This is a genomic window from Rickettsia australis str. Phillips (assembly GCF_000273745.1).
GTDB classification, from domain to species: Bacteria; Pseudomonadota; Alphaproteobacteria; order Rickettsiales; family Rickettsiaceae; genus Rickettsia; species Rickettsia australis.
The window spans coordinates 1-25,282 of sequence record NZ_AKVZ01000010.1; the positions used below are offsets into that span (position 1 = coordinate 1).

Sequence of the window (25,282 nt, forward strand, 5' to 3'; positions counted from 1 at the left end):
CATGGTTCAAGAAAAGTACTCGGTGTCATTCCTGCGGAAGCAAGGAATCCAGCATAAAGCGAGATAAATCAAGCTTTTAATTTCAAAAATTTTCTGTATTTATACTTTTTTTGGATGCCTGCTTTCGCAGGAATGACATCAGAACCATGCAACAAGACCCGCTTGACTTGATCACAGGATGACAAAGAGGAATAATAAACCGCTCAACACTAGTAAACGGTCACGGATCAATAATATCGCCGATTATATCTTTAAAAAATACTCCTTTCTTTGTTGTTGTTCTGAAATATCTGTTTGTGGAATTGAATTATTATTTGGGTTTCCTAAGAAAGTATTGTATGTCGTAAGTACTGAATTTTGTTGTTTTTGAGGAGCATGTACAACGCCGGCTGCTTTAAAATATGATTCTGCAGCATCTGCTGCCTGTTATTTTTGAAAGCGAAGTTCGTTTCCTTGGTCTATTATAAATCATATTTTTTTATAGGCTTGTCAGCCTTATCTATAAGACTGATATAACATTTTAATATAGAGTCTAATTTATTATTCTTTCTATAAAATATGATAGCTGAATCTTCACGTCCTAAGTTAAATAGCATATCACTGATTTTATCATACATTTCTTTAAGTTCTTTATTACATGTTATGGCTGATTATAATTAGTTAAAGCTCCCTTATAATCTGCTTCTTCGCTTAATATATCGCCTATTTTAGAGTAGCAGCTAGCGATAGTTTGCATTACTTCCGTCTTGTCAGGATATTTACTTAACCACTTTATGGCTTCTTGATAATATTGCACTGGTTATTATTTTCAGGTTTTATATTTTTTATCGACGATAGATAGTTATTTTGTACGAATAAATCACATATTTTAATTAAGCAATTATAGCACTCATTGGATTGAGACCATGTGGTGTAGATAGCATTTCTTCAAATAATGATAATTCTTTAATTTGTAGGTTTAATACATATCGGTATGCTTGAATACCCGTCTTATTATCCGTGAATTTCTCAATAGAGTCTAAAATTTGAAATATTGCCTCTATAAGGTGATTATCTTGTTTGTTTGATAATAGTTTGCAGTTCCGATAATTATGTTAATCCTTCAAAATAAGCAATAGTGTTTTTATAGCTGGATATTGTATTGAAGAACTTGGTAAATATGGTTTTAACATACTCATCATAGTTATTATTATCTGAAAATTTTACACAGTTAAGAGATGTAGATATATTAAAATCTCTGAAAATTGATTGGATAGTATTAATTATATATTATAAATTTATCTGTATTTGTATATATAAATTTTCTATAAGACTGTTTTGTTCCTTTAGAAATGAACTGAGATTCTTTAGCTCTAAATTTTGTACTCTTGCTATCTCTTCTAGAGCTTTTAGCTCTGGGGTAAGCTGTATTTCTTCATCTTGAGAAGTAGGTTTATAGAAAAATTTTATATCAGAGGATTCTAATATATCTTTGTTAATAGCAATGCTATTTTGTAACATTGATATAATGTTTTCATGATGTTGGGTTATTACGCATGTAAAATTTCCTTTTAATTTTTTGTATTCTTCTAAAGGGAAAAACTTTTTAAAGTCTTTTATGATCCTGTTAAAGATATTAGGGGATTTTAATTTATCGGTCATTTGAACTAGCGTTTTAATGAAAAATACATTGATTAACTCTTGAACTGGATCGGGTACTTCGTTAGAGCATTCCCAAAATACTTTTTCTGCAATTTCAAATATATATAGCTGGTTCATATTTATGCTTAATTTTCGGCGTTGTTTCAAAATCAAATAATTTATCAAATGTAAATTCTTCACCGTTTTCGATAATCTTGAGGTTGTTTTCAAGAGTGTTTAAAAATGTGTTTTTTCCGCTATAAGGTTAATCCTATTACTACTGTAGCTTTTGATGTTTTTCCTACTTGTATTAGTGAATAATGAACTTCAGTCAATCAATTTAGAATATTTTCTTTTTAAAGAATCAAGAGCAGTTTCTTCTGCTGTTAAAGATTTAATATCAAGTTCTGTGGGAATTTTAGATTTCATATATAACCACTAATTTATTCTTTAATATAAATTTTTATACTGTCGTTTTCGCCGCTATCACTTATAGCTCTAATAATAAATTCACCGGTTTTTGCTTTCCATATTACAGGTTCGTTTGATTTTGCGGTTGCTATTAATTCATTATCTACAAACCAAAAAATGTTATTGGTTTTATTATCGCTAATCGCACTAAAAGTAATATTATCACTATCTTTAATTGAATGTATGGAATTTCTTAATGGGTATATAATTTTAGGTTTCTGATGATGCCAATTTATCAACCTATTGCAATGGTTTGTGGGTATCGGTTTCGGTAATATATGTATTCCTGCTTTTTGGTAAACTGAAAGCATATCCGTCGGCCATAAATTTACGGTTTTATATTCTGTTTGTCCTTGAATAAAGTTGCAAGCAGGCATACCGGTTTTTAAATCTATCAATATTTTTCTATAAATACCGGATTGTTTGATCGGTGATTTGCCTTTAATGAATAAGGATTCTGCTTTAACCGGACACATATCGTTATCGATATCTCCCGTATCTGCACAAACTTTTACTTTAGTAATATTTAGTTCATTAATTTTTGAAAGGATTAAATCCTTATCTTTATTTGGCTGGGCTATTGATTCTATAACATTAAAGAATAAAGGGGCCGCAGAAATATTACCTGTAAATGTTCCGTGAGTTTGCCCTTTGAAATCTCCAACCCAAACGGCAAGTACGTATTTTCCGAATATGCCTACGCTCAGTGCGTCTCTAAATGAGCTAGAAGTACCTGTTTTCCAATAAATCGGTAAGTTATGCTTTGTATTGTTATAGGTAATAGGACGAGTCGTATCTTTTATAATATCAAGAGTTAAATAGCTTGCTTCGGGTGATATCATTGTCGTTGCGAGCATTTGCTCGGAGTGTGGCAATCTAGTAGAGTTTGTATTATTTTGTTCTAGAGTGTCGCACCCTAGCTTTGCCTCTCCTCGCAATGACGTAGACAGCATTTTCCTAAGCGGTTTATAAGTACCGAAATTAGCAAGCATAGCATAAAGAGTAGTTAACTCTTCAAGAGTAATTTCTGCTGTGCCGAGTACTATAGATAAGCCGTAATGTTCAGGTTTTCGTAAGCCGCTAATTTTTGCTTGTTGTAAGAACTCATAAAAATTCGGATTTTTTAACTTAGACGCTAGAAATATTACAGGTACGTTACGGCTCTTTATTAACGATTCTCTAACACTTAATCCTCCTGTAAATCTGCTATCAAAATTTTCCGGTTTATAATGATCGTAGTAAGTAGGTGTATCCTTTAGTAAAGTTAAGGGATGTATTAGCGATTGATCAAAACTAAGTGCATAGACAAACGGTTTTAAAGCTGAGCCTGGAGATCGATGGCTTTTAGTGCCGTTAATCTGTCCGCAAATATCGTTATTAAAAAAATCACCTGAACCAATGCTTGCAAGCACTTCCATAGTAGTAAAATCAATAAGAATTACGGAAGCATTATTAATGCCGTATTTTTTCAGGTTATTAATATATAGCTGCACCTGCTTTTCTATAGTAGTTTGCAGATTCTTATCTATAGTAGTATGTATAATAGGACTATCATTATTTGCTAGGATATCTAAAGTGAAATGCGGTGCGATAAAAGGAAGATTTTTATTTTGATTAAATTTAATCGGCAAACTAATTAACTTATTATAAATAATATCTTGTGGGTGAGTCGTTAGCCACTCAGTAAATAGATATTTACGTGCTTTAAAAATATTAATATCATTCCCGCCTCTTTTAAGAGGATTTTGTGGGATTACTGCAAGGCTTAGAATATCGAGCACATTTAAATCTTTTAGGTCACGATTGAAGTAAATATAACTACCGGCTGTTATCCCTTCAATATTACTACCGTACGGCACTAGGTTTAGATAAGCTTCTAGGATTTCATTTTTTGAATAATGTAGCTCTACATGAATAGCTTTAATGATTTGATGGATTTTACCAAGAATAGTAGAAGAGTTTACCCCATATCTTAAACGTGCTATTTGCATTGTTATAGTAGAGCCGCCTATTTTACGATTATTCTGTAAATAAGTAGAATAAAAAGCTTTGGCTAAAGAAACTGGGTTAATGCCGAAATGTTTATAAAAATGCCTATCTTCATATAACAATACTGCTTCTATAAAACTTGCCGGTATTTCACATATAGGAGTGAATATCCTATATTTATCGTCTTTAGAAAGCGAAATACGCATTAACTCGCCGCTTCGGTCAAATACTCTTTGTGAGAAGCTTATATCTTTAAGCAATGGAGCAGGAGGAATAGCAAAATATAATATTATAATGCCACTGATTGTAATAAAAAGTAATTTGGTTTTGAGAGACAAAGTATATACCTTATAGTCTAATGTCATTCCCGCGAAGGCTGGAATTCAGTAAAGTATATAAAAAACTTATTTTTTATATACTTATTTTATCAAATATGTAACTTCTATATCAATAGTGAAGTTATTTTTATGGATTCCCGCATACGCGGGAATGACATAACACTCCGAAGCTTAATAATATCCCCTACATGTAATAACCATTACCCTATCATAACCATTATAAATCATTTTAAAAATAATGAACATTTTAATAATATAGCTTGCATGTATATAAATTAACTAACTATTAACAATAAACATTACGATTATTATAAATTCTAAACTTACAAAATTATTCTTACTTAGCTGTGCTAACGCGGCTATTATGACAGCTATGCCTATAAGTTGCAGATATAGCTATTGCTGATATTTTAACTAAAAATGCATCATATACAGCTTTAACCGGACAAGCTCAGTTGAAGGTATAAAAAATTTGGTAGCGAACGTAAATTTTAAAACAGTTGTAGAAGCAGATCGTAGAGCATTAAAAGAAATTGTTACAAGAGATTTTGATACTCACAATACCAACTTAGGACATATTGCTCTTAGAGCAGAAAAAGATGGCTTAATAAAAGGTATTGATGATGCTCCAAGAGAAAGTAGTTAGAAATAACAGAATCGGGCTTCCAATGGTGGGAATGCCAGCTCATGAACCGGCAGCAAGGAATCTAGAGGTTAGTATAGGGTTTAATAAACCTAAAACTGCGATTGAAGAAAATGAAATTTTAAACACTATCTTAAAAGATAATGATTTTGCTGCATTGTAAGAGTAAGTAAAAAACATACAGATAAATAGAAAATTAGAAGTTATACCGGAAAAATAAGATCGTATAAAAACTATTATAGTTGATGAATTATCTGCAAGCTTTAAAAAAGGCAGCTTTAAATAATTTGCTTAGTAGTGGGCTTACGTCTGATGAAGTCAAGCATATTTTATTCAGTAATAACTTTTTGGATCAAAACGTTAAAGAAGATAAAAAAACTTTTCAATATTCTGAAGTAGGAAATTCGTCATTCTTTAAAGAAATAAATTAAATGCCTACGGTTACGGTTAAACAAAAAGAAGATTTATTAATGGCTTATAAAGGATATGTTAATAATAATTTTGCTGCAATACATGCTCAAAGACCGAATGACGTAGCGATTAAGAAATTAGTAAACTTAATGGATGAAGAGCGTCTTGCAAAATATTTAATGGCAATGACAGAAATTAAGTTTGATTCTTTTGCAAAAAATATAGACGGTGTAAAACCTTTAGGTCATAAGGCTTTAACAGAATATAATATAGCGTATTAAAAGAGCTTGGAGTTATTACAGAAAATTTATCTAATGATGATATGAAATCTTTAATTAAAGGTTTTAATACAAAAACTATGAATAAGCTTGCAAGTAGTCTTGAATATACAAAGAAAGAAGATGCTAATAAGCAGTTAGTATCTCTTGGTGCGGTGGGTTCCGGTAAGAGGTGTTGGCACTCCGCTTCCACCACCGCCGCCTCTACTCTAGGGGCACGCATTGCTCGTGGTGATGTATCTGCTATAATGGTTAATGCAGTATTTGATATAAAAAATCTTACAAAAATAAATGGCTTAGATGTAGTAAAATTAAATGATTTAGCTGGTAAATTAAAAGAATATTATAATTTATTTACAGAATTTAAGAAAAATAAAGGAGCAATACAAAAAGAGAGAAATGAACAAAAAGCAGAATTAGCTAAACAAAAAGAAGCAAGAAGATAACAAAAAGATGCGGATTTATTAGCAGCAGAGCAAGCACATTTTAATGGATTAACTGAAGCAGAAAAACAACAATATGAAGTTGATAAAGAAGCAACTAAAAAGTTAATCAAGGATTATCAAGTATTTTATACAGTACTTCATGTACCTAAAAAGAAAGCAGAAGTAGAAGCGGTAGCCGTAGCTCCAAAATTTCCAAATCCTGCAATGATATTATTGGGTGTTAAACAAGATATTGCACCTATAATATGTATGATGTTGACTGAGGATATTATTGAAACTCAAGTTAAGCCTGGATTACAAGCCGCTATAGACGTCGGTAATATAGATATTAATGCATTAAGTGAAGAATATAACCAGAAATTATCTAAGATGTTTTCTGCAGATAACCCAATAGAGCTGATATAAAAGCAAAAGCAAAATTAACATATGCATTACTAATGAAAGATCAAGAGCTGAATCAAGGAGCTAGAGCTATAGTAGCTAATGGAGATTTTTTTGCTAATTTATTAAATGAAGAAGAGCAGAAAGCTACAAGATTAGATTGGGTCTTTAAAAATGTTCCTGAATCTATGCAAGAACCGGTTACTAAAGAAAAAGTAAAAACAGCAACCTTATTAGCATTAGAAAAAATAGCACCGGTTATTGATAGAATAGAGTTTATAAATACGAAATCTGAAATTTTAGGAGAAGGTTTTCTAAATAATCAAGTAAAAGATATAGTTAATAAATTCAATAATTTATCCTTTAGTGATTAAGTAAATTTAATAGTTAATAAAGCTGTTAATAACAAAATTAATACAGTAGACCCTCAAACCTTAAATGATTTTAATGCTGCTAAAACAAACTGGCTTGGTGACAGTAAAAATATAACTCAACTTTTAGTTAATACTGAAGTTAACTATGTTGATTTAAAAGCAATTGAAAAAAACCGGAAGTAAATGTAAACCAATTAATGAATTTCTATAACATATTAGCTGTAACTAAAGCAAATTTAATGGATAGCACGACAGACTTAGCTTCAACAAGAATTTCAGAAAATGAAATAACTGATCAAAGACAAAAAGCTTTTAGTAAAGCATTGTTTTCTGAACAAGATAGAAATGCAAGTCGTATAACCACTTTATATGATCAAAAAGTTATAGTTACTTTAGTAAGTAGCATTAATGCTAAGGATTTACTAAAAAAGTTTGATGAATTTAAAAATCAAAATCGTATTGCTGATTTAGATGGTATTAAAGATGCTATAGATAAGCTTTTAAAAACATCTGAAAAGAATTTAGATAACAGAAGTAAGGAAGTTAGAGCAGCAACATCTACTGTAGTTGTGGTTGTACCGGGTGCAGTTAAGGAAATTGAGTAAGACATAGGGAAGAAAATTTAAAGTTTAATGTAGATCGTACAAGTAGAAGCAGTGGTAGCTAATAATAACGATAGACAAACTGCAGCAGCTGAGCAAATGAGACTCAAAGCCACACTCAAAAAGTAATTAATAAAGCTTTAGCACTGCAGAAAATAGCTAAAGGTTTTAATGTTATGCCCCTGCACTTCAAGCTTCTGTAGAAAATTACTTTAACAATAAGAGTAAAAATCTTAATGCTAAAGTAAAATTGAAAGATAAAGAAATTAATGAAACTATCGCATTACCAAAACAGCCTAAAGTCGGTTATCATATTGGTGCTAGCGTTTTAACTGAAAAAGGTAATATAAGTGTGACTTTAGAGTATAACTGCCACTTACAAAAGCAATACCAAAGCCACCAAGGCTTTGTAAAGTTGAAAGTGAAGTTGTAAGTTATTAGTATTCCATGTACGGTTAATGAATGTTATCTCGCATGGTATTGTTGTGTGGATACCTAATCGTCATTGCGGGGAGCGAAGCGACGCGGTAATCCAGAAAAAATAATACAAAAATTCTGTAAATCAGAATTTTTTACTGGATTGCGTCGTCGAATTACTACGTAATTCTTCTCTCAATGACGGAAAAGCAGGTCCACGCAACAATGCCTTGCGGGAATGACGTAAGAACCATAAATAATACTTATTACTCGTCTCTTACTACTAAAACTGATATATCTGAATGACGGACGATTTTAGAAGCATTAGGTCCAAGCATATAATCTTTTAATTGTAGTCTGACTGCAGAGATTATTATTAAATCGGCTTTAATTTCATTAGAGTGCTTAATTATTTCATCATAAACGGCACCGCTACCTATATAATAATCTGTTTCAATTTCATCGGGAATATATTGTTTTATAAGTTCTTTAATTTGAGTCTGATACTTTTCTTTTTTCTCGGTTCTCCAATTTTTAGGTAAATAATCTGCAAACATTTTCGTACCGAATTCAGGAATTACATACATAAAATGTAATTTTGCTTGAAAGTTCGTTGCAAGCATTAAAGCCTTAGAAAGAATACCTTTTATAGATTTTTTATCATTTAAGTCTATAGGTATAAGTATATTTTTAAATATAGTATTTTCAGACATAAGATATTGTTAGTTTTTATTTCTTACTGAATCATGTTTTGGTAGAACAAAATTTTTAGTATCGGCAAAATAGTGAATATCGAGGTTATTTAATAAGTAATGAGAAAGTTTAAAATTTGCTACGTTTCTATGAAAAGATCCGATAAATTTATCTAAAATATCACGATTCGCCTCATCTCTAGTTATTAGAATTGCCGATACTTTGACTGTAGTTTGATCATCGGTAATCCCTGGATATAAGCCCTTGTGAAGTATAGCTTTATGAAACGCTCTATTTTGTTTTATTAATTCTGCTATTTTATCATTTTCAATTGAAATGAAATCAACTTCACACTTATTAGCTATTAAATTTACTAAGGGGTTAGAGTGGCCAACCATCATTATTATAGCATCTATTGCCTTATTACAGAATTTATCAATAGAATCTTCATAATTAATGTGTATCTCTTCAGGTTCTTTAGAAAATTTATATAAAGAACTTATAGCATCATAAGTAATATTACTACTGGAAAATGCCGGACCGTTAGTTATTTTTTTCCCGTCAATATCAGCAAAAACTTTTATTTTATCCTCATCTTTTACAATAACCGTAAAAAACTCATCATGTAGATTAAGTACCTGACGTAAATTTTGCATTTTTTCTTGATCGTGATAATAACCTATGCCTTCATATGCTTCTACTGCAATATTAGCTTGCACTAGAGCTAAATCAATTTTGCCTTGTTGTAATAATTTTAAATTTTCTATACTGCCGTTTGTTGCAACAACTTCGCATTTAATATGTTCATTATTTTTAGCATCATTTGTCATAGTCTTGCATAAATCAAGTCCAATAGCATAATATCCTTTTAAAATAGAGCCGGTACCGATTTTAATGACTTTTGAAGCAGCATAAATATTACTGCAAATAAGAAATAGGCTAATAATAGTAGCTAGTTTAAAATTATTCATAAAACTAATTTGGATTATTTTCGGTGTTTTGGTCTTCTTTATGTTTACCAAGTTTTAGTTCTAGTAAATTAATAGAACCGATATTTATTCCTTTATCTGAAAACTCAATATCAAACTTAGCTTTTGCTATATTGTTATAAGCCGAATTTGCATCATTTTGATCTGTATTTAATTGCTCGTCGGAAGCTTTATTAATTGCTTTAGCAATAATTGTTTTAATTATTTTCTTAGAAAAAATAATGTTATTTGGTAATAATTTATCAACTATGGAATTATAATTTTCCAGCTCAAAATATAATTTTCCTTTCGGTAATTTATTGGCAAAGAATTGTAAAGCACCGTTTAAATTAACTTTAGAATCATTATCACAAGTAAAAATAAATCTTTCTATATTAAAATTTTGTAAAATAGCTGAATCTTCTTCATCTTCAGCAAATTTTAAAGAAGCAGCAATATCTAAATTAGCATTTTTAAAATTCAAAATATCTTTTTCTGAATAATAATTCATACTGAAGAATAAGGATATATTTTCCTCACTTGCTAGATTCTGTTTTTTTATAAGCAATGCTAAATCATTAATTTGAACGACTTCTTTATTATCGTTAAATATCGATAATGCTTTATTATTTAACTGCATTGATTTTAATATTTCTTTTAAATTATCATCTTTTGATATTTTATATAAAGGTTTATTAAATTTTCCTATACCCTTTATGTCATCATTGCTGCGTACATCATAGGTAAATGTTTTATCGCCGTAATTATCGACTTCTTTAATAAAAGGACCGAAATTAAGAGCGGCTCTTTTAGTACTAAAAGCTATATTTAGGATAATATTTTCGCATGTAAATTCCTTAGAATTTACATGATCAATTAATTTTACTTTAGGATCCGTTATGGTAATTTTCCAATTAAAAGGATAGCCTGAAAACTTAATTGCATTATAAGATATCTTACGATTATCGGATCCAGAATTTTTAATTAAACTTACAACGTTATTTTTTATAGTATATGCAGTGGCAAACCATATTATAGTAAAGGCTAAAAACACAAAAAGAAGTATTTTACGTATCACTTTTTTAATCCATTATAATTTTATATTACGAGTAGCAGAAGGAAGACGTACTTTTAAGCCGTCTAATTCTTCGGTTAAAATAATTTGACATCCCAATCTAGAAGTATCGGTAAGACCGAAGGCTAAGTCAAGCATATCTTCCTCTGCTTCCGTAGGTTTTTTTAATTTGTTGTAACATTCGTCTTCTAAAATAACGTGACAAGTAGCACAAGCAAGCGATCCTTCACAAGCTCCCTCAAGATCTAGATCGTTACTATGGGCAATTTCTAAAATAGAAAGCCCTATCGGTGCTTCTACTGTTTTTTCTTCTTCATCATTTATAATAAATGTTACTTTTATTTTTCCTGACATTCTTCGTATTTTTCCTTATCTAAATTAGTTCGATGATATATAATATTTTATATATAACTGAGATTATTTAATTTGATTGATATTTTTGCCTTTTAGTACACCATTAATTATTATATTAAGCTTTGTGTCCATAGATTTTTTTATTTTGGATTTAAACTCTTTAATAGAATTATTAATTAAGATCCGATCTCTAGCTTGTGCAGCTTCTTTTATATTATCTAATAAAGAATTAATTATAGATATCTCACTTTCCGATAATAAAGTTGTTAATTCTGCTATAGCACGTTCTATGCTAGAGATTAAAGCCTCTGCTTCAATTACTGCTTCTTGTAATAATCTTGTAGTATAATCTATTTTAGCATTTTTATAAGCATTTTCTAACATAATATCAATCTCTGTTTTATCAATACCGTGATTTGGTTTTACTTCTATAGTATGCGATGTATTGCTGATTTTTTCATAAGCAGAAACGGATAATATACCGTCTGCATCAATAGCAAAAGTAACTTCAGCTCTAATATTTCCTGCTTTCATAGGCGGAAGTCCCTTTAACTCAAATCGGGCTAAACTGCGGCAATCGGCAGCCATTTCACGTTCACCTTGCAATATATGAAATTGTATACCGGTTTGATTATCGGCATAAGTCGTAAATTCTTTTACTACCGAAATAGGAATTGGAGTATTACGCATAATGATTTTTTCAACTATACCGCCATATAATTCCATACCCAGCGATAAAGGTACTACATCAATTAATAAAGAATTTGTATTGGGTGCTATTAAATTTTCTGCTTGTAATGCAGCCCCCCATACAACTGCTTTATCAGGATCAATATCTGATAGAATATCTACTTTAAATGCTTTATATAATTCGTCTTTTATTAAAGGAATGTGGGTTGTACCTCCTACTAAAATAACTCCGTCTATATTTGGATTTCCTGCTTGTTCCAAAGATTCTTGAGCTATATTGATAGTGTGTTCTACTAAAGACAAAATTAATTGTTCTAATATTTGCCTATTAATTGATATATTATCATTATTAAAACTATCTTTATATGTTAAAGTTTCTTTTACTTTTTTTGCAAGTTGTAAAGTATCTATAGAATTAGGTAAATCAAATTTATTACAAAGATATTGTGTAATTACTACATCTATATCGTCGCCACCAAGCATATTATCGCCGTTTGTTGCTATCACTTGAAAAATACCGTCTTGTATATTAAGAATAGATACGTCAAAAGTGCCGCCGCCTAGGTCATATACTAAATAACAACCTTTTTGGTTTTTATTTAAGCCGTAAGCATAGGCAGCTGCAGTAGGTTCGGCAATTAGCCTTAATACTTCAAAACCTGCTATTTTAGCCGCAAGCATTACTTCGCCTCTTGCTGCATCGTTAAAATGTGCAGGCACGGTTATAACTGCTTTAGTTATGTGAGTCTTTAATTGCTCTTCTGCTTGATTTTTTAGGTAAATAAAAACTTCTGCTGCAATTTCACAAATCCTTATTCTTCTATTGGCAAAATTTAGCTTAAGCTCACTACTACTTACGTCTAAATAATCTTTAATTAAAGAAAAAAGTGCTGGAGTATTCAGAATTTCTTTTAATGTTTTACCGAATAGTCTTTTAATAGACCGGAGTCCTTTATTATTACCTATAGTAAAATTGTTATTTATGAAATCTATAGTAGTTGGGGTTAATTCTTTATCATCTATAGATTTAATAATTTTCACTTTTCTATTAGTTGCAATAGCTATTAATGAGTTAGTAGTGCCAAAATCGATACCGACTGCTATTTGCTGTTCTTGCTTAAAATCAGCTTGCTCCGGTTCCCTAATGTCTATTATTTGCATGATTTTATTTTTTCTTGCAGTTTATGCAGCAATGTCCCAATATATTTAAGCTTGCTAGTTTTTATAGTTGCGTCTGATAGATTTTGTTCTTCAAAGGCTTGTTTTAAAGAATCAATTTCTTGCTTTTTCATTAATTCATACTTATCTTTTATTTTTTCTAAATCACTAAATAAGATAGTATTTTCGATTATTTCCATTTCATCCCAAAATATGCTTAATTCTAGCGGCGAAAGTAAACTACGTGTTTTTTCGTCATTTAAATTTATATTTTGTAAAAGCAGCATATATTCAGCACGCTTTAAGGCATTTTTAAGAGTAGAGTAAGCATTATTTAATTGAGCCGCAGTAATTAGATTTTGTTCCTTTTCCTGCAAAGTTTTTGCTTTATCGGGATGATATTTTACCTGCATAGCAAAATATTGCTTTTCTAATATCTTTAAATCAATATTATACTCTTGTGGAAGTCCTAATAATTGAAAATAATTTTGCACTTTAAAATTCTATATTATTTTAGGTTTTGTTGCATGGCTCATTTATGTCATTCCCGCGAAAAAGCGGGCATGACATAATTCCATGCAGCGATATCAATTTTTCAAGTTAAACGAGTATACATTAAAAATTAAAAAATACAATTATGGAAGTAGACCTATTACATTTTGAAAAAAATATCATAACTATATTGTAGCAGGTATAGATGAAGCAGGTAGAGGACCGCTAGCAGGTCCGGTGGTCGCAAGTGCCGTTATAATAGATAACGCTAATATTATACAGGGCATTAAGGATTCTAAAAAGCTTTCTAAAAAGAAAAGAGAACTATTATATGAGCAAATAACGAGTAATTATATTTGGGCAGTTGCTATTATTACCCACACCGAAATTGATAAGATCAATATATTAGAGGCAACTAAAAAAGCTTGTTCTATTGCTGCAGCAAATCTTAATGTTAAGCCTGAAATAGTTTTAGTTGACGGTAATATGCAGTTTAGTGATGAAAGATTTATCAGTATAGTTAACGGTGATAATTTATCGTTATCGATTGCAGCAGCTTCTATTATCGCAAAAGTTACTAGGGATCGTTTGATGCTAGAATTCAGTGCTAAGTTTCCACAATATTTATGGCACAAAAATTCTGGTTACGGTACCAAAGAGCATATAGAAGCTATTAATACATACGGCTTATCACCGTATCATAGGAAAAGCTTTAAGTGTTGTTAATGGGCGTTGTTGTATGGATAGAAAAACTTGCTGGGTGTCAATCCCGTGGCTTGACCACTGGATCCAGAAAAAAGCGAAATAAATCGAGCTTTTAGTTTTAAGAAATTGTTATATTGATATTTTTTTACTGGACCCCGTGGTCAAGCCACGGGGTGACAATCGGGTTTAACTCAACTCAAGTGCTGCAGCTTCTAGAGTTTTTAGCTGATCTCGACATTTTGCGGCTTGTTCAAATTCAAGATTACTTGCGGCTTTAAGCATTTCTTTCTTTAGTTTGTCGATATGAGCTTTTAACTTAGCAGGGTTATCAAATAAAGTATGAGCTTGTTTTTTATTAAGCTTACTACCAACTTTTTCAAGTTCTGCTAAAGCGTGAATAGCACGGTTGATAGTCTTGGGAATTATGCCGTGTTTTTCATTATATTCCTGCTGAATTTGCCTTCTACGCAACGTTTCACTAAGAGCTTTATCGATAGATTTAGTCATTTTATCGGCATAAAGTATAACTCTGCCCTCACTATTTCTTGCAGCTCTTCCGATTGTTTGTATTAACGATACTTCCGACCGTAAAAATCCCTCTTTATCTGCATCAAGTATAGCAACTAAGCCGCATTCAGGGATATCAAGCCCCTCTCTTAATAGATTAATACCGACTAAAATATCGATAGTACCTTGTCTTAAATCTCGTAAAATCTCGATGCGTTCTAGAGTATGCACGTTAGAATGCAAGTAGGAAGTTTTATATTTTAGTTCCTGCAAATAGGCGGTTAAATCTTCAGCCATTTTTTTAGTTAAGGTGGTGACTAAAACACGGAAGCCTTTAGCGACAGTGGCTTGAATTTCGCTAATTAAATCCTCAACCTGCTTGGTGGCCGGCTTTATAATACATTCAGGATCAAGCAGTCCCGTAGGTCTGATAATCAGCTCTACTACAGTGCCTTCGGTTTCTTCTAACTCGAACGGTCCAGGGGTTGCTGATACAAAAACGGTTTGCGGTCTAAATTTTTCCCATTCTTCAAATTTTAAAGGTCTGTTATCAAGAGCAGAAGGCAGACGAAACCCATGCTCTACCAATACTTCTTTCCTTGCTCGATCGCCGTTATACATCGCTTTAATTTGTGGTACAGATACGTGGCTTTCATCAACAAATAATAACGCATCTTCCGGCAAGTACTCGAATAATGTTGGTGGTGGCTCACCGGCATTACGACCGGTAAAGAATCTCGAATAATTTTCAATGCCTTTACAGCTTCCTGTTTCCGTTAACATTTCAAGATCATATTGAGTACGTTGATTTAGCCTTTGAGTTTCAAGCGGTTTATCTTGCGACTTTAAGAACTCTAAGCGTTGTTGTAATTCTTCCTCAATATCTGATATGGCACTATTGACCGTCTCTTGTGGCATCACAAAGTGTGAATTACCAAAGACTATAGCTTTATCAAGCTGAGCAAGTTTTTCACCTGTTAGGGGGTCAAATTCGTGGATATATTCGAGTTCATTACCGAAAAACGATAAACGCCAAGCTTTATCGCTATAATGTGAGGGGAAAATATCAATGTTGTTGCCTTTCACCCTAAAGCAGCCACGCTCAAACCCTATATCGTTACGTTCATATTGTAGATTTATCAGATCATTTAGTAGTTTATCACGAGGGTAGATTTTACCAGGTTCTAGATTAACGGTCATTTGGTAATATAGATCAGGCGAGCCAAGCCCGTAAATACAGGAAACGGAAGAAACTACTATAACATCACGACGCTCTAATAACGATCTTGTAGCAGAATGACGCATTAAATCAATTTGTTCATTAATTGATGAATCTTTTTCGATAAAAGTATCGGTGCGTGCTATATAAGCTTCGGGTTGGTAGTAATCATAATATGAGACAAAATACTCAACGGCGTTCTTTGGAAAAATCGACTTCATTTCTGAATAAATTTGAGCAGCTAAAGTTTTATTATGTGCCATTATGAGAGTAGGGCGATTAGTTCTCTCTATAATATTTGCCATAGTAAAAGTTTTGCCTGACCCCGTAATACCAAGCAACATTTGTGAGCGTTTTTTACTATTTAACCCTGCTATAATTTCAGCTATTGCTTTTGGTTGATCGCCTGCCGGTTTATATTCTGAGATAATAGAAAAATGATTCATGCATTTTTACTTGCTTTAAAAACTATAGTTTAAGATAATATATTAAAATCTAACAAAAAAATATAACATTATGAATAAAGCTATATTACACACAATTATTATTTATACTCTCGCGAGTTGTCCTTATTGCATAAAAGCTAAAGCATTGCTTGATGAGAAAAATGTTGCTTATGAGGAAATTGAAGTCAGTAATTTTACTCAGGCAGAGAAAGAAAAATTTATTAAGAAATCCGGTGGTAAAAGAACTGTTCCACAGATATTTATAGATAATATGCATGTTGGCGGGTGTGATGATTTGTTTAATCTTGAAAAAGAGGGAAGGCTAGATAAGTTGCTGGAATGGCAACCGAAGAAGAGTATTTAAAATGTCATCCCGCGACTTAATCGTGGGATCCAAAAAAATATACAAGCAACTTGTGTTATAAAATGAAAGAATATTACGTTTATATACTTTCTAATAAATGTAATGGTACGTAGTATGTTGGTGTTACTTATAATATTATCAGGCGTATTTGGCAACATAAACAGAAGTTCACAAAAAATTTTACCACAAAATACGATATAGATAAATTAGTTTATTTTGAGCAGTTTAATGATATAAACCTTGCAATTGGTTGTGAAAAACGTTTAAAAGAATATAAAAAAATGGAAGTGAGATTTAATTAATTTTAGTAATCCTGATTGGAAGGATTTATACGAAGAATTTTTAAAGTAAATTTTGGGGTACCGCGATCAAGTCGCGGTATGACGCTGAATAACAATGCCTAACCACAACAACCACAAAAATTCATTCTATCTACTTCTGCCCTATTTATGGTCGAAAGATTTTGATATACGCCTACGTATTGTTACCTCTCTTATCTTTCTAGTCATAGCTAAAGTAATAAATATTTTTGTTCCGATTGTTTATAAATATATAATAGACGGTCTAAATAAAAATTTTGCTCTTTCGGTTATTATCGGTATTATTGTTGCATATGGCGGAACAAAAATACTGGTCCAAATTTTCAGTGAATTACGAAATATTATTTTCTCAAAAGTAGGGCATCAAGCAACCCGCTTAGTTGCTCTAAATGTCTTTAAGCACATGCATAATTTAAGTATGCGTTTTCACATTACTAGAAAAACAGGAGGCTTAAGTAGGTCAATAGAGCGGGGTACTAAAGGTATTGAAACGGTGCTAAGGTTTTCGTTATTTAATATCGTTCCAACAAGTGTAGAAATAATACTTGTAAGCGGGATGTTGTGGTATGTGTATGGTATTTGGTTTGCCGTGACTATCTTAATAACCATGATAGTTTATGTTGGTTATACTTTCAAAATCAGTACTTGGCGAATTTCTTTTGCACGAGAAATGAACCAAAGCGATAACACAGCCAATAATAGAGCGATCGATAGTTTACTGAATTTTGAGACTGTAAAATATTTCGGAAATGAAGAATATGAGGCACAGAAATTTGATGTAGCAATGCAAATTTATAAACAAGCTGCAACTAAAACCACTAACAGTCTATCGATTTTAAATATAGGGCAGGATGTTATTATCTCGCTTAGTCTTGTGGCTTTAATGATACTTTCGGTAAATGCTGTTCATCAGAATAAAATGACCGTCGGCGATTTAATTATGGTTAATACTTACCTGTTCCAGTTATCAATTCCGCTTTCGATGCTCGGCTTTGCTTATAGAGAGATTAAAAGTGCTTTAATCAGCATGGAAGATATGTTTAAGCTGTTAGATATACCGGCAGAAGTACAAGATTCGGTAGATGCTAAGGAGCTAATTATCTCAGCAGGTGAAGTTAGTTTCAAGAATGTTAGCTTCGCTTATAATCAGGAACGCCCGATTTTGCATAATATAAGCTTTACGATTAAGAGCGGTAGAACACTCGCAGTAGTCGGTAGTAGCGGTGCAGGTAAATCGACGATATCACGCTTGTTGTTCAGATTTTACGATATCAACAGCGGTAGCATTACTATAGATAATCAAGATATACGCGAAGTCACGCAACGAACGCTACGTAAATTTATCGGAATTGTCCCGCAAGATACGGTATTGTTTAATGATACGATATATTACAATATCGCATACGGTAATAATGCAGCAAGCTATGACGAAGTTATAGCAGCCTCAAAAAATGCTCATATTCATGAGTTTATTAGTACGCTACCCGAAGGTTATGAGACGCAGGTAGGCGAGAGAGGTTTGAAGCTTTCGGGTGGTGAAAAACAGCGTATTGCAATCGCAAGAACGTTACTCAAAAATCCGTCAATATATGTTTTTGATGAGGCAACAAGTTCGCTTGATACTAAAACCGAAAAGCTAATTCAAGCAAGTATTAAAGAGATCTCAGCCCACCATACTACTCTTATCATTGCTCATAGACTATCAACTATTATCGATGCAGACGAGATTATTGTTTTAGATAACTGCTATATAGTTGAACGAGGCAACCATAAAACCTTACTCCGGCACAAAGGCTATTACGCTGAACTTTGGTATAAACAGCAGGAAGAAGAACATTCTTAAAATTTATCATTATATCACCTACAAGCTTTATTAAGTGGTTTGGTAAAACTGGCTCGATGTCATTCCCGCGGAAGCGGGCATCCAGAAAAAAAGTATAAAATACAGCAAATTTTTGAAGTTAAAAGCTCGATTTATCTCGCTTTATGCTGGATTCCTGCTTTCGCAGGAATGATATTGGTATCCACGCAACAACGCTTCCGCGAGAATGACATAAAGCGAACCATGCAAAAAAATTTTTCGCCACTTGTAATAATAAGTAAGCGAAATATTAATTTATTAATATTTTCTTTGCTTATTTATAATTTTATGTATATCAGAATAGTTTGATAATAAATGGTGATACCATTACATTTGGTAATCCTTACGGTATTTTAAATGGGGCAATAGCTTGCCCGGCGAATGGATTGCCTGTTACAAAACCCACAGTTGATTTAAGACTAGTAATAAACAGATATGGTAATGTAATATTTACTGCGACTGATACTTCGTATACCGATATATGTACTGTTCCTTTTTCAAGTGATGAGGCAAGGATTTTGCTTAGAGCTGGACCTCAAATTATTACAAATGATTTGACTCTTACTATAATTAATGGATTAAAAGTTAAAAATTATAAAGCCATAAGGTTGTCGGATGAGAAGCAAGTTGTTTGGAATGGAGCAAAAGTTTTATGGATATATGATACTAAATCAAGTTATATAGATACAATTCGTATTAAAGATATTAGATTCAAATTGTGTTGTCCTAAAAATGATTTTAATTACAATCATTTTAATCATAATGATAACAAAGGGGAAGGTTTCGGGATATTGATTGGTGATTCCCACCATAGCCTTATAGAGGTTTGTTAGTTTAACTTAATACAATAATACAAGTCTTGTTGTATAGATAGCTAATTGACTTTTTTAAAAAATTAATTAAAACCTTCCGCAAGAATAGCAGTAATGTTATTCTTGGGTGTAGAAGTCCTTTATCACAGATGGTTAGCATTATCCATTTAAAAATGCTCCTCAACTTTGTCATGGTTGGGGTGATAGTAGCTATGTCCAAGGTTTAAGGTGTAAACTTTAAATCTAAAAGCTATTATAGTTCTGTGACGGTTCTTTGAACGCCCTAACCACCCAAGGTTAAAATCTTTGGTGGTTGAAACTTAAGCAAATTAAGTTTAATCATGGGAGCAATTACATGCTCAACAAAAATAATAAATTATTATCTAAAATATTACCGATTTCTAAGAAAAATAAAGATTTAGAAAAACTAAGAGCTAAGTTTAAACACAGGTTAGAAGAACGGGTAACATTAGATAATATAAAAAGAATAGAGCAACGTTCAGTATATTTAGAAAGTATAAAATAATTCTAATATGTTTGTTAACTCTTACGATTATGTCATTGCCTAGAAACGGTTGATGTCGTCATTGCAAGTGACTAAAGAGCTTGTTGCATAGATACCTAAGTCATCACTACAAACAGGCATTGTTGTGTGGACCGGTAAAATCCACTGTGTCACCCCGTGGCTTGACCACGGGGTCCATAAAAACAATAAAAAATACTAATAATTTTAGTTTTTTAACTGGATCTCCTGGTCAAGACACGGGATGACAGAGGTAAAATTGATCCACGCAACAATACCTTCCTGCGTAAGCGGGGAATCCAGTCAAAAATGATAAAATAAAGAAAATTACATAAAAATTTAGTATATTTTTTGCTTAAAAAACTAGATTCCTGCTTTCGCAGGAATAACATCGGTAGCTTAGAAACAATGCCACAATTATAAATACAAGCAATCCTTGAAAGAAATTTATTATGTCTCTATAATTAAATATAATTTATTAAATTAAATTTAAGGCTAAGTAATCGTGACTGATAAATATTCTTCTAGTTTAGTACCGGTAAATATCGAAGATGAGATGAAAGTATCTTATCTTGATTATGCTATGAGCGTTATAGTAAGTAGAGCTATACCGGATGTTCGAGACGGCTTAAAGCCGGTACATCGCCGAATTATCTATTCCATGCATGAAGCCGGTAATCATGCTAGCAAACCTTATAGAAAATCCGCAAGAATAGTCGGTGACGTGATGGGTAAATACCATCCGCACGGTGATAGTGCTATTTACGATTCATTAGTACGTATGGCACAAGCTTTTTCCTTGCGTCTGCCGCTTGTCGACGGGCAAGGTAATTTTGGCTCGATGGATGGTGATGCAGCGGCAGCAATGAGATATACCGAATCTCGAATGGCCAAAGTTTCGCATAAGCTTGTTGAGGATATCGATAAAGAGACTGTCAGCTTTAACCCTAATTATGACGGTTCTGAAGAAGAGCCTTCCGTACTTCCTGCAATGTTTCCAAATTTATTGGTTAACGGTAGTGGAGGTATTGCGGTCGGTATGGCAACTAATATCCCGCCTCATAATCTTGGTGAGGTTATCGATGCGTGCTGTTTATATATAGATAATAATGATATAGAAATATTAGATTTACTCGAAGTCGTTAAAGGACCGGATTTTCCTACAGGTTCAATGATTGTAGGCATTAGCGGTATTAGATCGGCATATCTTACCGGTAGAGGTAGTATCATTATGCGAGGTCGAGCCGAGATTGAGAATATCGGTAATAGCCGTCAAGCAATTATTATTACCGAAATACCGTATATGGTAAATAAGGCAAGGCTCGTTGAGAAAATTGCTGAAATGGTTAAGGAAAAGCGAATAGAAGGTATAAGTGATTTACGTGACGAATCGAATAAAAACGGTGTAAGGATTTTTATTGAGTTAAAGAAAGACGTAGTTGCGGAAGTAGTCTTAAATCAAATATACGCATGTACGCAGCTACAAACTAGCTTCGGTGTTATTATGCTTGCTCTTAAAGACGGGTTACCGAAAGTGATGAATTTGAAAGAAGTAATTGCGGCTTTTGTTAGTTTTAGAGAAGTGGTAATTACTAACCGTACTATATATTTACTAAATAAAGCAAGAGATAGAGCACATATTTTACTAGGACTAACTATTGCCATTAGTAATATTGATGAAATAATACGTATTATTAAAGCTGCAAATGACCCGAATGCAGCTAAACAAGAATTAATGGCACGCAGCTGGGAAGCATTAAATATCCTATCTCTTGTAAAGCTGGTTGATGATAAAGCAATGTTAAATGAGCAAGATAAATGTAGTTTTACTGAGGTACAAGCTAAGGCAATCTTAGAAATGAGACTACAACGTCTAACCGCTATGGAGAAAAACAAGCTTGAAGAGGAGTTACAGAACCTCGCTATGGAGATCACCGAATATCTTAATATACTCGGCTCTCGTACAAGATTACTTGAAATTTTAAAAGAAGAGCTAATTAAAGTTAAAGAAGAGTTTGCAACTCCTCGTCTTACTTCAATTGAATTCGGTGAGTTTGATCAAGATATAGAAGATTTAATTCAACGTGAAGAAATGGTAGTAACCGTAACGCTTGGTGGGTATATCAAGCGTGTACCTCTAAGTAGCTATCGTTCACAAAAACGAGGCGGTAAAGGAAGATCCGGGATTTCAATGCGTGATGAAGATATTACCACGCGAGTTTTTGTCGGTAGTACTCATACTCCGATGTTGTTCTTCTCAAATATCGGTCAGGTTTATAGTTTAAAACTGTATAAATTACCTTTAAGTAATCCACAAGGTAAAGGAAGACCGATGGTTAATATATTACCGCTGAAAGAAAATGAGCATATTACGAATATTATGCCGCTACCTGAAAATCAGGATGCATGGGATAATTTAAACATTATGTTCGCAACTGCCAAGGGTAATATCAGAAGAAGCGATTTATTAGATTTCAAAAAGATTCAGTCGAGCGGTAAAATTGCTATTAGGCTTGATGAGGATGATAAATTAATAGACGTAAAACCATGTAAAGAAGACGAGCATATTTTACTTGCCACTAAAGCCGGTAAAGCTTTAAGATTCCCTGTTGAATCGTTGCGTGTTATTAAGAGCCGTACTTCCGACGGGGTACGAGGTATGAAGCTTGCTAAGGAGGATTCCGTAATTTCTATGACCGTGCTTAAAGGCATTAGCAGTACAAAAGAGGATAGAGATGCTTATTTAACAGTGCCATGGGAAAAAAGGCTTGAGATTGCTAAAGGTGAGGAGTTTAACCTAGAAGAGTTAGGTGTAACTTTGGCTGCAGATTCTATTTTAGAAATGGCAAATTCCGAAGAATTCATCTTAACAGTTACAGAGAACGGCTTCGGTAAAAGAAGCTCGGCATATGGCTATAGAATTACCGATCGAGGCGGTAGCGGTATAATCAATATGGATATTAACGACAAAACCGGTTTAGTCGTCGGTGTTATGCCGGTTAAAATAGATGATGAGCTAATGCTGATTACCAATAGCGGTAAGTTAATTCGCTGTAAACTTGAGTCAGTGCGTATTACGGGACGTAACACTAGCGGCGTAATCCTATTTAAGCTAGATGACGGTGAAAAAGTCGTATCTGTCTCTTTAATTGCTGAAACTTCTGAAAGCGAAGAAGATAGTGAGTTAGAGGAAGAGGGATTAGAACAATATGAATAGGGATAGTAGTTGTTAAGTGGGACGGTTATGTTGTTTTTGTAAAAAGACTCCAAGTTTTTCATTGTCATACCGCGAATTGATTGCGGTATCCAGTGAAAAATACTAGTATTTTTATTGTTTTGATAGATCCCGTGGTCAAGCTACGGGATAACACTGGAAAAACTGAACCACGCAACAATGCCGTCCTGATTTCGCCGGGGCGACATCAAGGATTTTTTAAAAAATGTCCGGTACTATAGGAAATCTTAGGAAATAACAACAAATTTCTGCGATTGTTTTGTCAAATTACTTTGTAATTTTCCTCGCAATGACGTTAATTGATTAACTACTCTGCTTTTAATTAGCAATACCTCCTAAAGAACTTCTAAAAAATTATTGCAACACTAATTTTTCTCTCTATAATAGCTGTATATTGAATTTATGAATATGCAAATATTCACTTTCCAGTCTTTCTTTACTACTACAACCGGTGCAAGCAGGTAACGATATCTCTGTATCTTTCTTTTAAATATATCCATCCCTTTAAATTAACTAATTATTATTAGGTAAGTTTTATGTTTCGTAAAATGCCACTTATTTTAATGGCTATTATCATAGCTATCATATTATTCAACCCACTAATGAGTTTAGAAGTAAAAAGGTTATTATATTCAATAAGTCTATTTATTAAATCTATAATTGGATTATTTCTGCCTTTAATTATTTTTGGCTTACTTTTTAAATCTGTTGTAATGCTAGCCAAAGATGCAACACGTATAGTTTTCTTAATATTATTACTAGTATGTGGGTCTAATTTTTGTTCCACTTTCATAAGTCATTATGTAGGTATATACATATATCAATTCGATTTATCAATGATCTCTCCTATAGAAAATGATAGCTTAAAGCCTTTATGGTTGCTTAATTTTCCGAATATTATTTCTAATGATAAAATCGTATTTAGTAGTATTATCTTAGGCTTTATATCCTCAAAATTTTGTGCTGAGATTGCAATTGGATTGGCTTTCAAGATAGAAGCATTTGTTGCAAAAATATCGCGATTGTTTATCTATATAATTCCTTGTATTTATAATGGGCTTTATCGTAAAACTACAGTTTGATGAAGTATTAGGTATAATTATTAAAGATTATATGTTTATTTTTGTAACAATCGCATTTGCTCAGTTTGGTTATATCTTTCTTGCTTATTTTATTTTAAGTAACTTTCAAGTTAAGGAATTCATAGCTAGCCTCAGTAATATGATGCCAGCATCTATAAGTGGATTTAGTGCAATGTTTAGTGTTATAAGTATGCCACTTAGTATAATAGGAGCGGAAAATAATACAAATAATAGACCACTTGCTTGTACCGTTGTACCAATAACAGTAAATATTCATTTTGTTGGCTATTGTTTCGCTATATCGATTTTAGCTTATGCTATACTAAAAAGTTATGGATTAGCTGAACCTACTTTATTTAATTATCTTATTTTTACTTTTTATTTTGTATTGGCAAAATTTTCAGTAGCAGCTATACCAGGTGGTGGAATTATTGTAATGCTCCCTATACTTGAACAATACCTAGGTTTTAATACTAATATGATGTCTCTGATGACAGCTCTTTATATCTTGTGTGATCCTGTAATCACTTGTGCTAATGTTTTAGGAAATGGTGTTTTTGTTAAACTGATAGATAATATATATAGTGTAACTCAGAAAGCTTAGATTAGGTTTCTCAAAATACTCTAGGTTCTTGCGTGCAGAAAATTAAATTATTTGTATTTTTAGATATTTTTAAGCGGAAATTAATAAGAACGCAAGAACCTAATATATCTTTTTCTTTTAAAGTAATTGTTGAATTATCTATATTTGACCAATTAGATATTGGTGTCCCTAGAATTGTTATTTTTTTGTAAAGATTTAGTTAAT

28 protein-coding genes and 3 pseudogenes are annotated in these 25,282 nt (G+C 32.4%); 19 read left to right on the forward strand and 12 right to left on the reverse strand.

Annotated elements, in window-relative coordinates; translation table 11 throughout:
• Positions 1-461 precede the first annotated feature (461 nt).
• The 4 genes and pseudogenes from A452_RS11000 to pbpC form a co-directional block, all read right to left on the reverse strand.
• Positions 462-617 (reverse strand): hypothetical protein, encoded by a 156-nt coding sequence (locus tag A452_RS11000; RefSeq protein ID WP_014413111.1) that lies wholly within the window; start codon positions 615-617, stop codon positions 462-464.
• Positions 618-640: 23 nt separating this feature from the next.
• On the reverse strand, positions 641-796 hold the full coding sequence (locus A452_RS11005) for a hypothetical protein (RefSeq protein WP_014413110.1): 156 nt from the start codon (positions 794-796) through the stop codon (positions 641-643).
• A 664-nt stretch (positions 797-1,460) separates the two neighbouring features.
• Positions 1,461-1,641 (reverse strand): annotated as a pseudogene (locus A452_RS12700) (hypothetical protein).
• A 422-nt stretch (positions 1,642-2,063) separates the two neighbouring features.
• Positions 2,064-4,418: a penicillin-binding protein 1C gene (pbpC, locus tag A452_RS0100900; RefSeq protein ID WP_014413108.1), complete on the reverse strand. Its 2,355-nt coding sequence runs from the start codon at positions 4,416-4,418 to the stop codon at positions 2,064-2,066.
• Between the two features lie 472 nt (positions 4,419-4,890).
• Here pbpC and A452_RS11010 point away from each other — a divergent pair, with 472 nt between their 5' ends.
• The 9 genes from A452_RS11010 to A452_RS0100945 all read left to right on the forward strand — a co-directional run bounded on the left by A452_RS11010 (position 4,891) and on the right by A452_RS0100945 (position 7,986).
• Positions 4,891-5,064 carry a hypothetical protein gene (locus A452_RS11010; RefSeq protein WP_014413107.1) on the forward strand — a complete coding sequence of 58 codons (174 nt, stop codon included), beginning with the start codon at positions 4,891-4,893 and terminating at the stop codon, positions 5,062-5,064.
• Entirely contained in the window at positions 5,039-5,224 is a 186-nt protein-coding gene (locus A452_RS0100910) for a hypothetical protein (RefSeq protein WP_020372893.1), read from the forward strand. Before A452_RS11010 ends, A452_RS0100910 begins: the two co-directional genes overlap by 26 nt.
• Positions 5,225-5,306: 82 nt before the next feature.
• Positions 5,307-5,492, forward strand: a complete 186-nt coding sequence (locus A452_RS0100915) for a hypothetical protein (RefSeq protein ID WP_014413105.1) — start codon at positions 5,307-5,309, stop codon at positions 5,490-5,492.
• Complete coding sequence (locus A452_RS0100920) at positions 5,493-5,753, forward strand: hypothetical protein (protein WP_014413104.1); 261 nt, start codon at positions 5,493-5,495, stop codon at positions 5,751-5,753.
• Between the two features lie 41 nt (positions 5,754-5,794).
• Positions 5,795-6,196 (forward strand): hypothetical protein, encoded by a 402-nt coding sequence (locus A452_RS0100925; RefSeq protein ID WP_014413103.1) that lies wholly within the window; start codon positions 5,795-5,797, stop codon positions 6,194-6,196.
• Between the two features lie 204 nt (positions 6,197-6,400).
• Positions 6,401-6,601, forward strand: a complete 201-nt coding sequence (locus tag A452_RS0100930; RefSeq protein WP_014413102.1) for a hypothetical protein — start codon at positions 6,401-6,403, stop codon at positions 6,599-6,601.
• A 32-nt stretch (positions 6,602-6,633) separates the two neighbouring features.
• A complete protein-coding gene (locus A452_RS0100935; RefSeq protein WP_014413101.1) occupies positions 6,634-6,951 on the forward strand; it encodes a hypothetical protein in 318 nt (105 codons plus the stop codon).
• Positions 6,952-7,148: 197 nt separating this feature from the next.
• Positions 7,149-7,556 (forward strand): hypothetical protein, encoded by a 408-nt coding sequence (locus tag A452_RS0100940; protein WP_014413100.1) that lies wholly within the window; start codon positions 7,149-7,151, stop codon positions 7,554-7,556.
• A gap of 247 nt (positions 7,557-7,803) precedes the next feature.
• Entirely contained in the window at positions 7,804-7,986 is a 183-nt protein-coding gene (locus tag A452_RS0100945; protein WP_014413099.1) for a hypothetical protein, read from the forward strand.
• 250 nt (positions 7,987-8,236) lie between these two features.
• Here A452_RS0100945 and A452_RS0100950 read toward each other — a convergent pair whose 3' ends face one another.
• From A452_RS0100950 to hscB, 6 genes are all read right to left on the reverse strand, one after another.
• Positions 8,237-8,683 (reverse strand): universal stress protein, encoded by a 447-nt coding sequence (locus A452_RS0100950; RefSeq protein WP_014413098.1) that lies wholly within the window; start codon positions 8,681-8,683, stop codon positions 8,237-8,239.
• A gap of 9 nt (positions 8,684-8,692) precedes the next feature.
• Positions 8,693-9,634: a TAXI family TRAP transporter solute-binding subunit gene (locus A452_RS0100955; RefSeq protein WP_014413097.1), complete on the reverse strand. Its 942-nt coding sequence runs from the start codon at positions 9,632-9,634 to the stop codon at positions 8,693-8,695.
• Positions 9,635-9,638: 4 nt separating this feature from the next.
• Positions 9,639-10,709: an RP198 family tick cell line-upregulated protein gene (locus tag A452_RS0100960; RefSeq protein ID WP_014413096.1), complete on the reverse strand. Its 1,071-nt coding sequence runs from the start codon at positions 10,707-10,709 to the stop codon at positions 9,639-9,641.
• Between the two features lie 12 nt (positions 10,710-10,721).
• Positions 10,722-11,060 carry a ferredoxin family 2Fe-2S iron-sulfur cluster binding protein gene (locus A452_RS0100965; protein WP_014413095.1) on the reverse strand — a complete coding sequence of 113 codons (339 nt, stop codon included), beginning with the start codon at positions 11,058-11,060 and terminating at the stop codon, positions 10,722-10,724.
• A gap of 63 nt (positions 11,061-11,123) precedes the next feature.
• A complete protein-coding gene (gene hscA, locus A452_RS0100970; protein WP_014413094.1) occupies positions 11,124-12,911 on the reverse strand; it encodes a Fe-S protein assembly chaperone HscA in 1,788 nt (595 codons plus the stop codon).
• Positions 12,902-13,402 carry a Fe-S protein assembly co-chaperone HscB gene (gene hscB / locus A452_RS0100975; RefSeq protein WP_014413093.1) on the reverse strand — a complete coding sequence of 167 codons (501 nt, stop codon included), beginning with the start codon at positions 13,400-13,402 and terminating at the stop codon, positions 12,902-12,904. The genes hscA and hscB overlap by 10 nt, the downstream gene beginning before the upstream one ends.
• A 143-nt stretch (positions 13,403-13,545) precedes the next feature.
• Here hscB and A452_RS07810 point away from each other — a divergent pair.
• Positions 13,546-14,126: pseudogene (locus tag A452_RS07810) on the forward strand (ribonuclease HII).
• A gap of 165 nt (positions 14,127-14,291) precedes the next feature.
• Here A452_RS07810 and uvrB read toward each other — a convergent pair.
• Entirely contained in the window at positions 14,292-16,277 is a 1,986-nt protein-coding gene (uvrB, locus tag A452_RS0100985; RefSeq protein ID WP_014413091.1) for an excinuclease ABC subunit UvrB, read from the reverse strand.
• Between the two features lie 70 nt (positions 16,278-16,347).
• Here uvrB and grxC point away from each other — a divergent pair, with 70 nt between their 5' ends.
• The 7 genes and pseudogenes from grxC to gyrA all read left to right on the forward strand — a co-directional run bounded on the left by grxC (position 16,348) and on the right by gyrA (position 23,374).
• Positions 16,348-16,641: a glutaredoxin 3 gene (gene grxC, locus A452_RS0100990; RefSeq protein WP_014413090.1), complete on the forward strand. Its 294-nt coding sequence runs from the start codon at positions 16,348-16,350 to the stop codon at positions 16,639-16,641.
• Positions 16,642-16,787: 146 nt separating this feature from the next.
• Complete coding sequence (locus tag A452_RS12705; protein ID WP_338009655.1) at positions 16,788-16,943, forward strand: GIY-YIG nuclease family protein; 156 nt, start codon at positions 16,788-16,790, stop codon at positions 16,941-16,943.
• Positions 16,944-17,037: 94 nt separating this feature from the next.
• Positions 17,038-18,804, forward strand: coding sequence for an ABCB family ABC transporter ATP-binding protein/permease (locus A452_RS0100995; RefSeq protein WP_014413089.1), 1,767 nt, complete (start codon positions 17,038-17,040; stop codon positions 18,802-18,804).
• 323 nt (positions 18,805-19,127) lie between these two features.
• The gene (locus A452_RS0101000) at positions 19,128-19,655 is read left to right on the forward strand and encodes a hypothetical protein (protein WP_014413088.1); all 528 of its coding nucleotides are present in this window, start codon (positions 19,128-19,130) and stop codon (positions 19,653-19,655) included.
• A gap of 334 nt (positions 19,656-19,989) precedes the next feature.
• Complete coding sequence (locus tag A452_RS11020; protein WP_014413087.1) at positions 19,990-20,160, forward strand: hypothetical protein; 171 nt, start codon at positions 19,990-19,992, stop codon at positions 20,158-20,160.
• Positions 20,161-20,270: 110 nt separating this feature from the next.
• Positions 20,271-20,437, forward strand: a pseudogene (locus A452_RS12920) (tRNA lysidine(34) synthetase TilS); the annotation flags it as partial.
• Between the two features lie 225 nt (positions 20,438-20,662).
• Positions 20,663-23,374 (forward strand): DNA topoisomerase (ATP-hydrolyzing) subunit A, encoded by a 2,712-nt coding sequence (gene gyrA / locus A452_RS0101010; protein ID WP_014413086.1) that lies wholly within the window; start codon positions 20,663-20,665, stop codon positions 23,372-23,374.
• A gap of 541 nt (positions 23,375-23,915) precedes the next feature.
• Here the strand turns inward: gyrA and A452_RS0101015 are convergent.
• Entirely contained in the window at positions 23,916-24,185 is a 270-nt protein-coding gene (locus A452_RS0101015; protein ID WP_017208471.1) for a hypothetical protein, read from the reverse strand.
• Positions 24,186-24,445: 260 nt separating this feature from the next.
• On the opposite strand from A452_RS0101015, the gene A452_RS09300 reads away from it, so the two are divergent.
• Together A452_RS09300 and A452_RS11695 are read left to right on the forward strand one after the other, a co-directional pair.
• The gene (locus tag A452_RS09300; RefSeq protein WP_014413084.1) at positions 24,446-25,078 is read left to right on the forward strand and encodes a cation:dicarboxylate symporter family transporter; all 633 of its coding nucleotides are present in this window, start codon (positions 24,446-24,448) and stop codon (positions 25,076-25,078) included.
• A 32-nt stretch (positions 25,079-25,110) separates the two neighbouring features.
• The gene (locus A452_RS11695; protein WP_014413083.1) at positions 25,111-25,269 is read left to right on the forward strand and encodes a hypothetical protein; all 159 of its coding nucleotides are present in this window, start codon (positions 25,111-25,113) and stop codon (positions 25,267-25,269) included.
• Positions 25,270-25,282 lie beyond the last annotated feature (13 nt).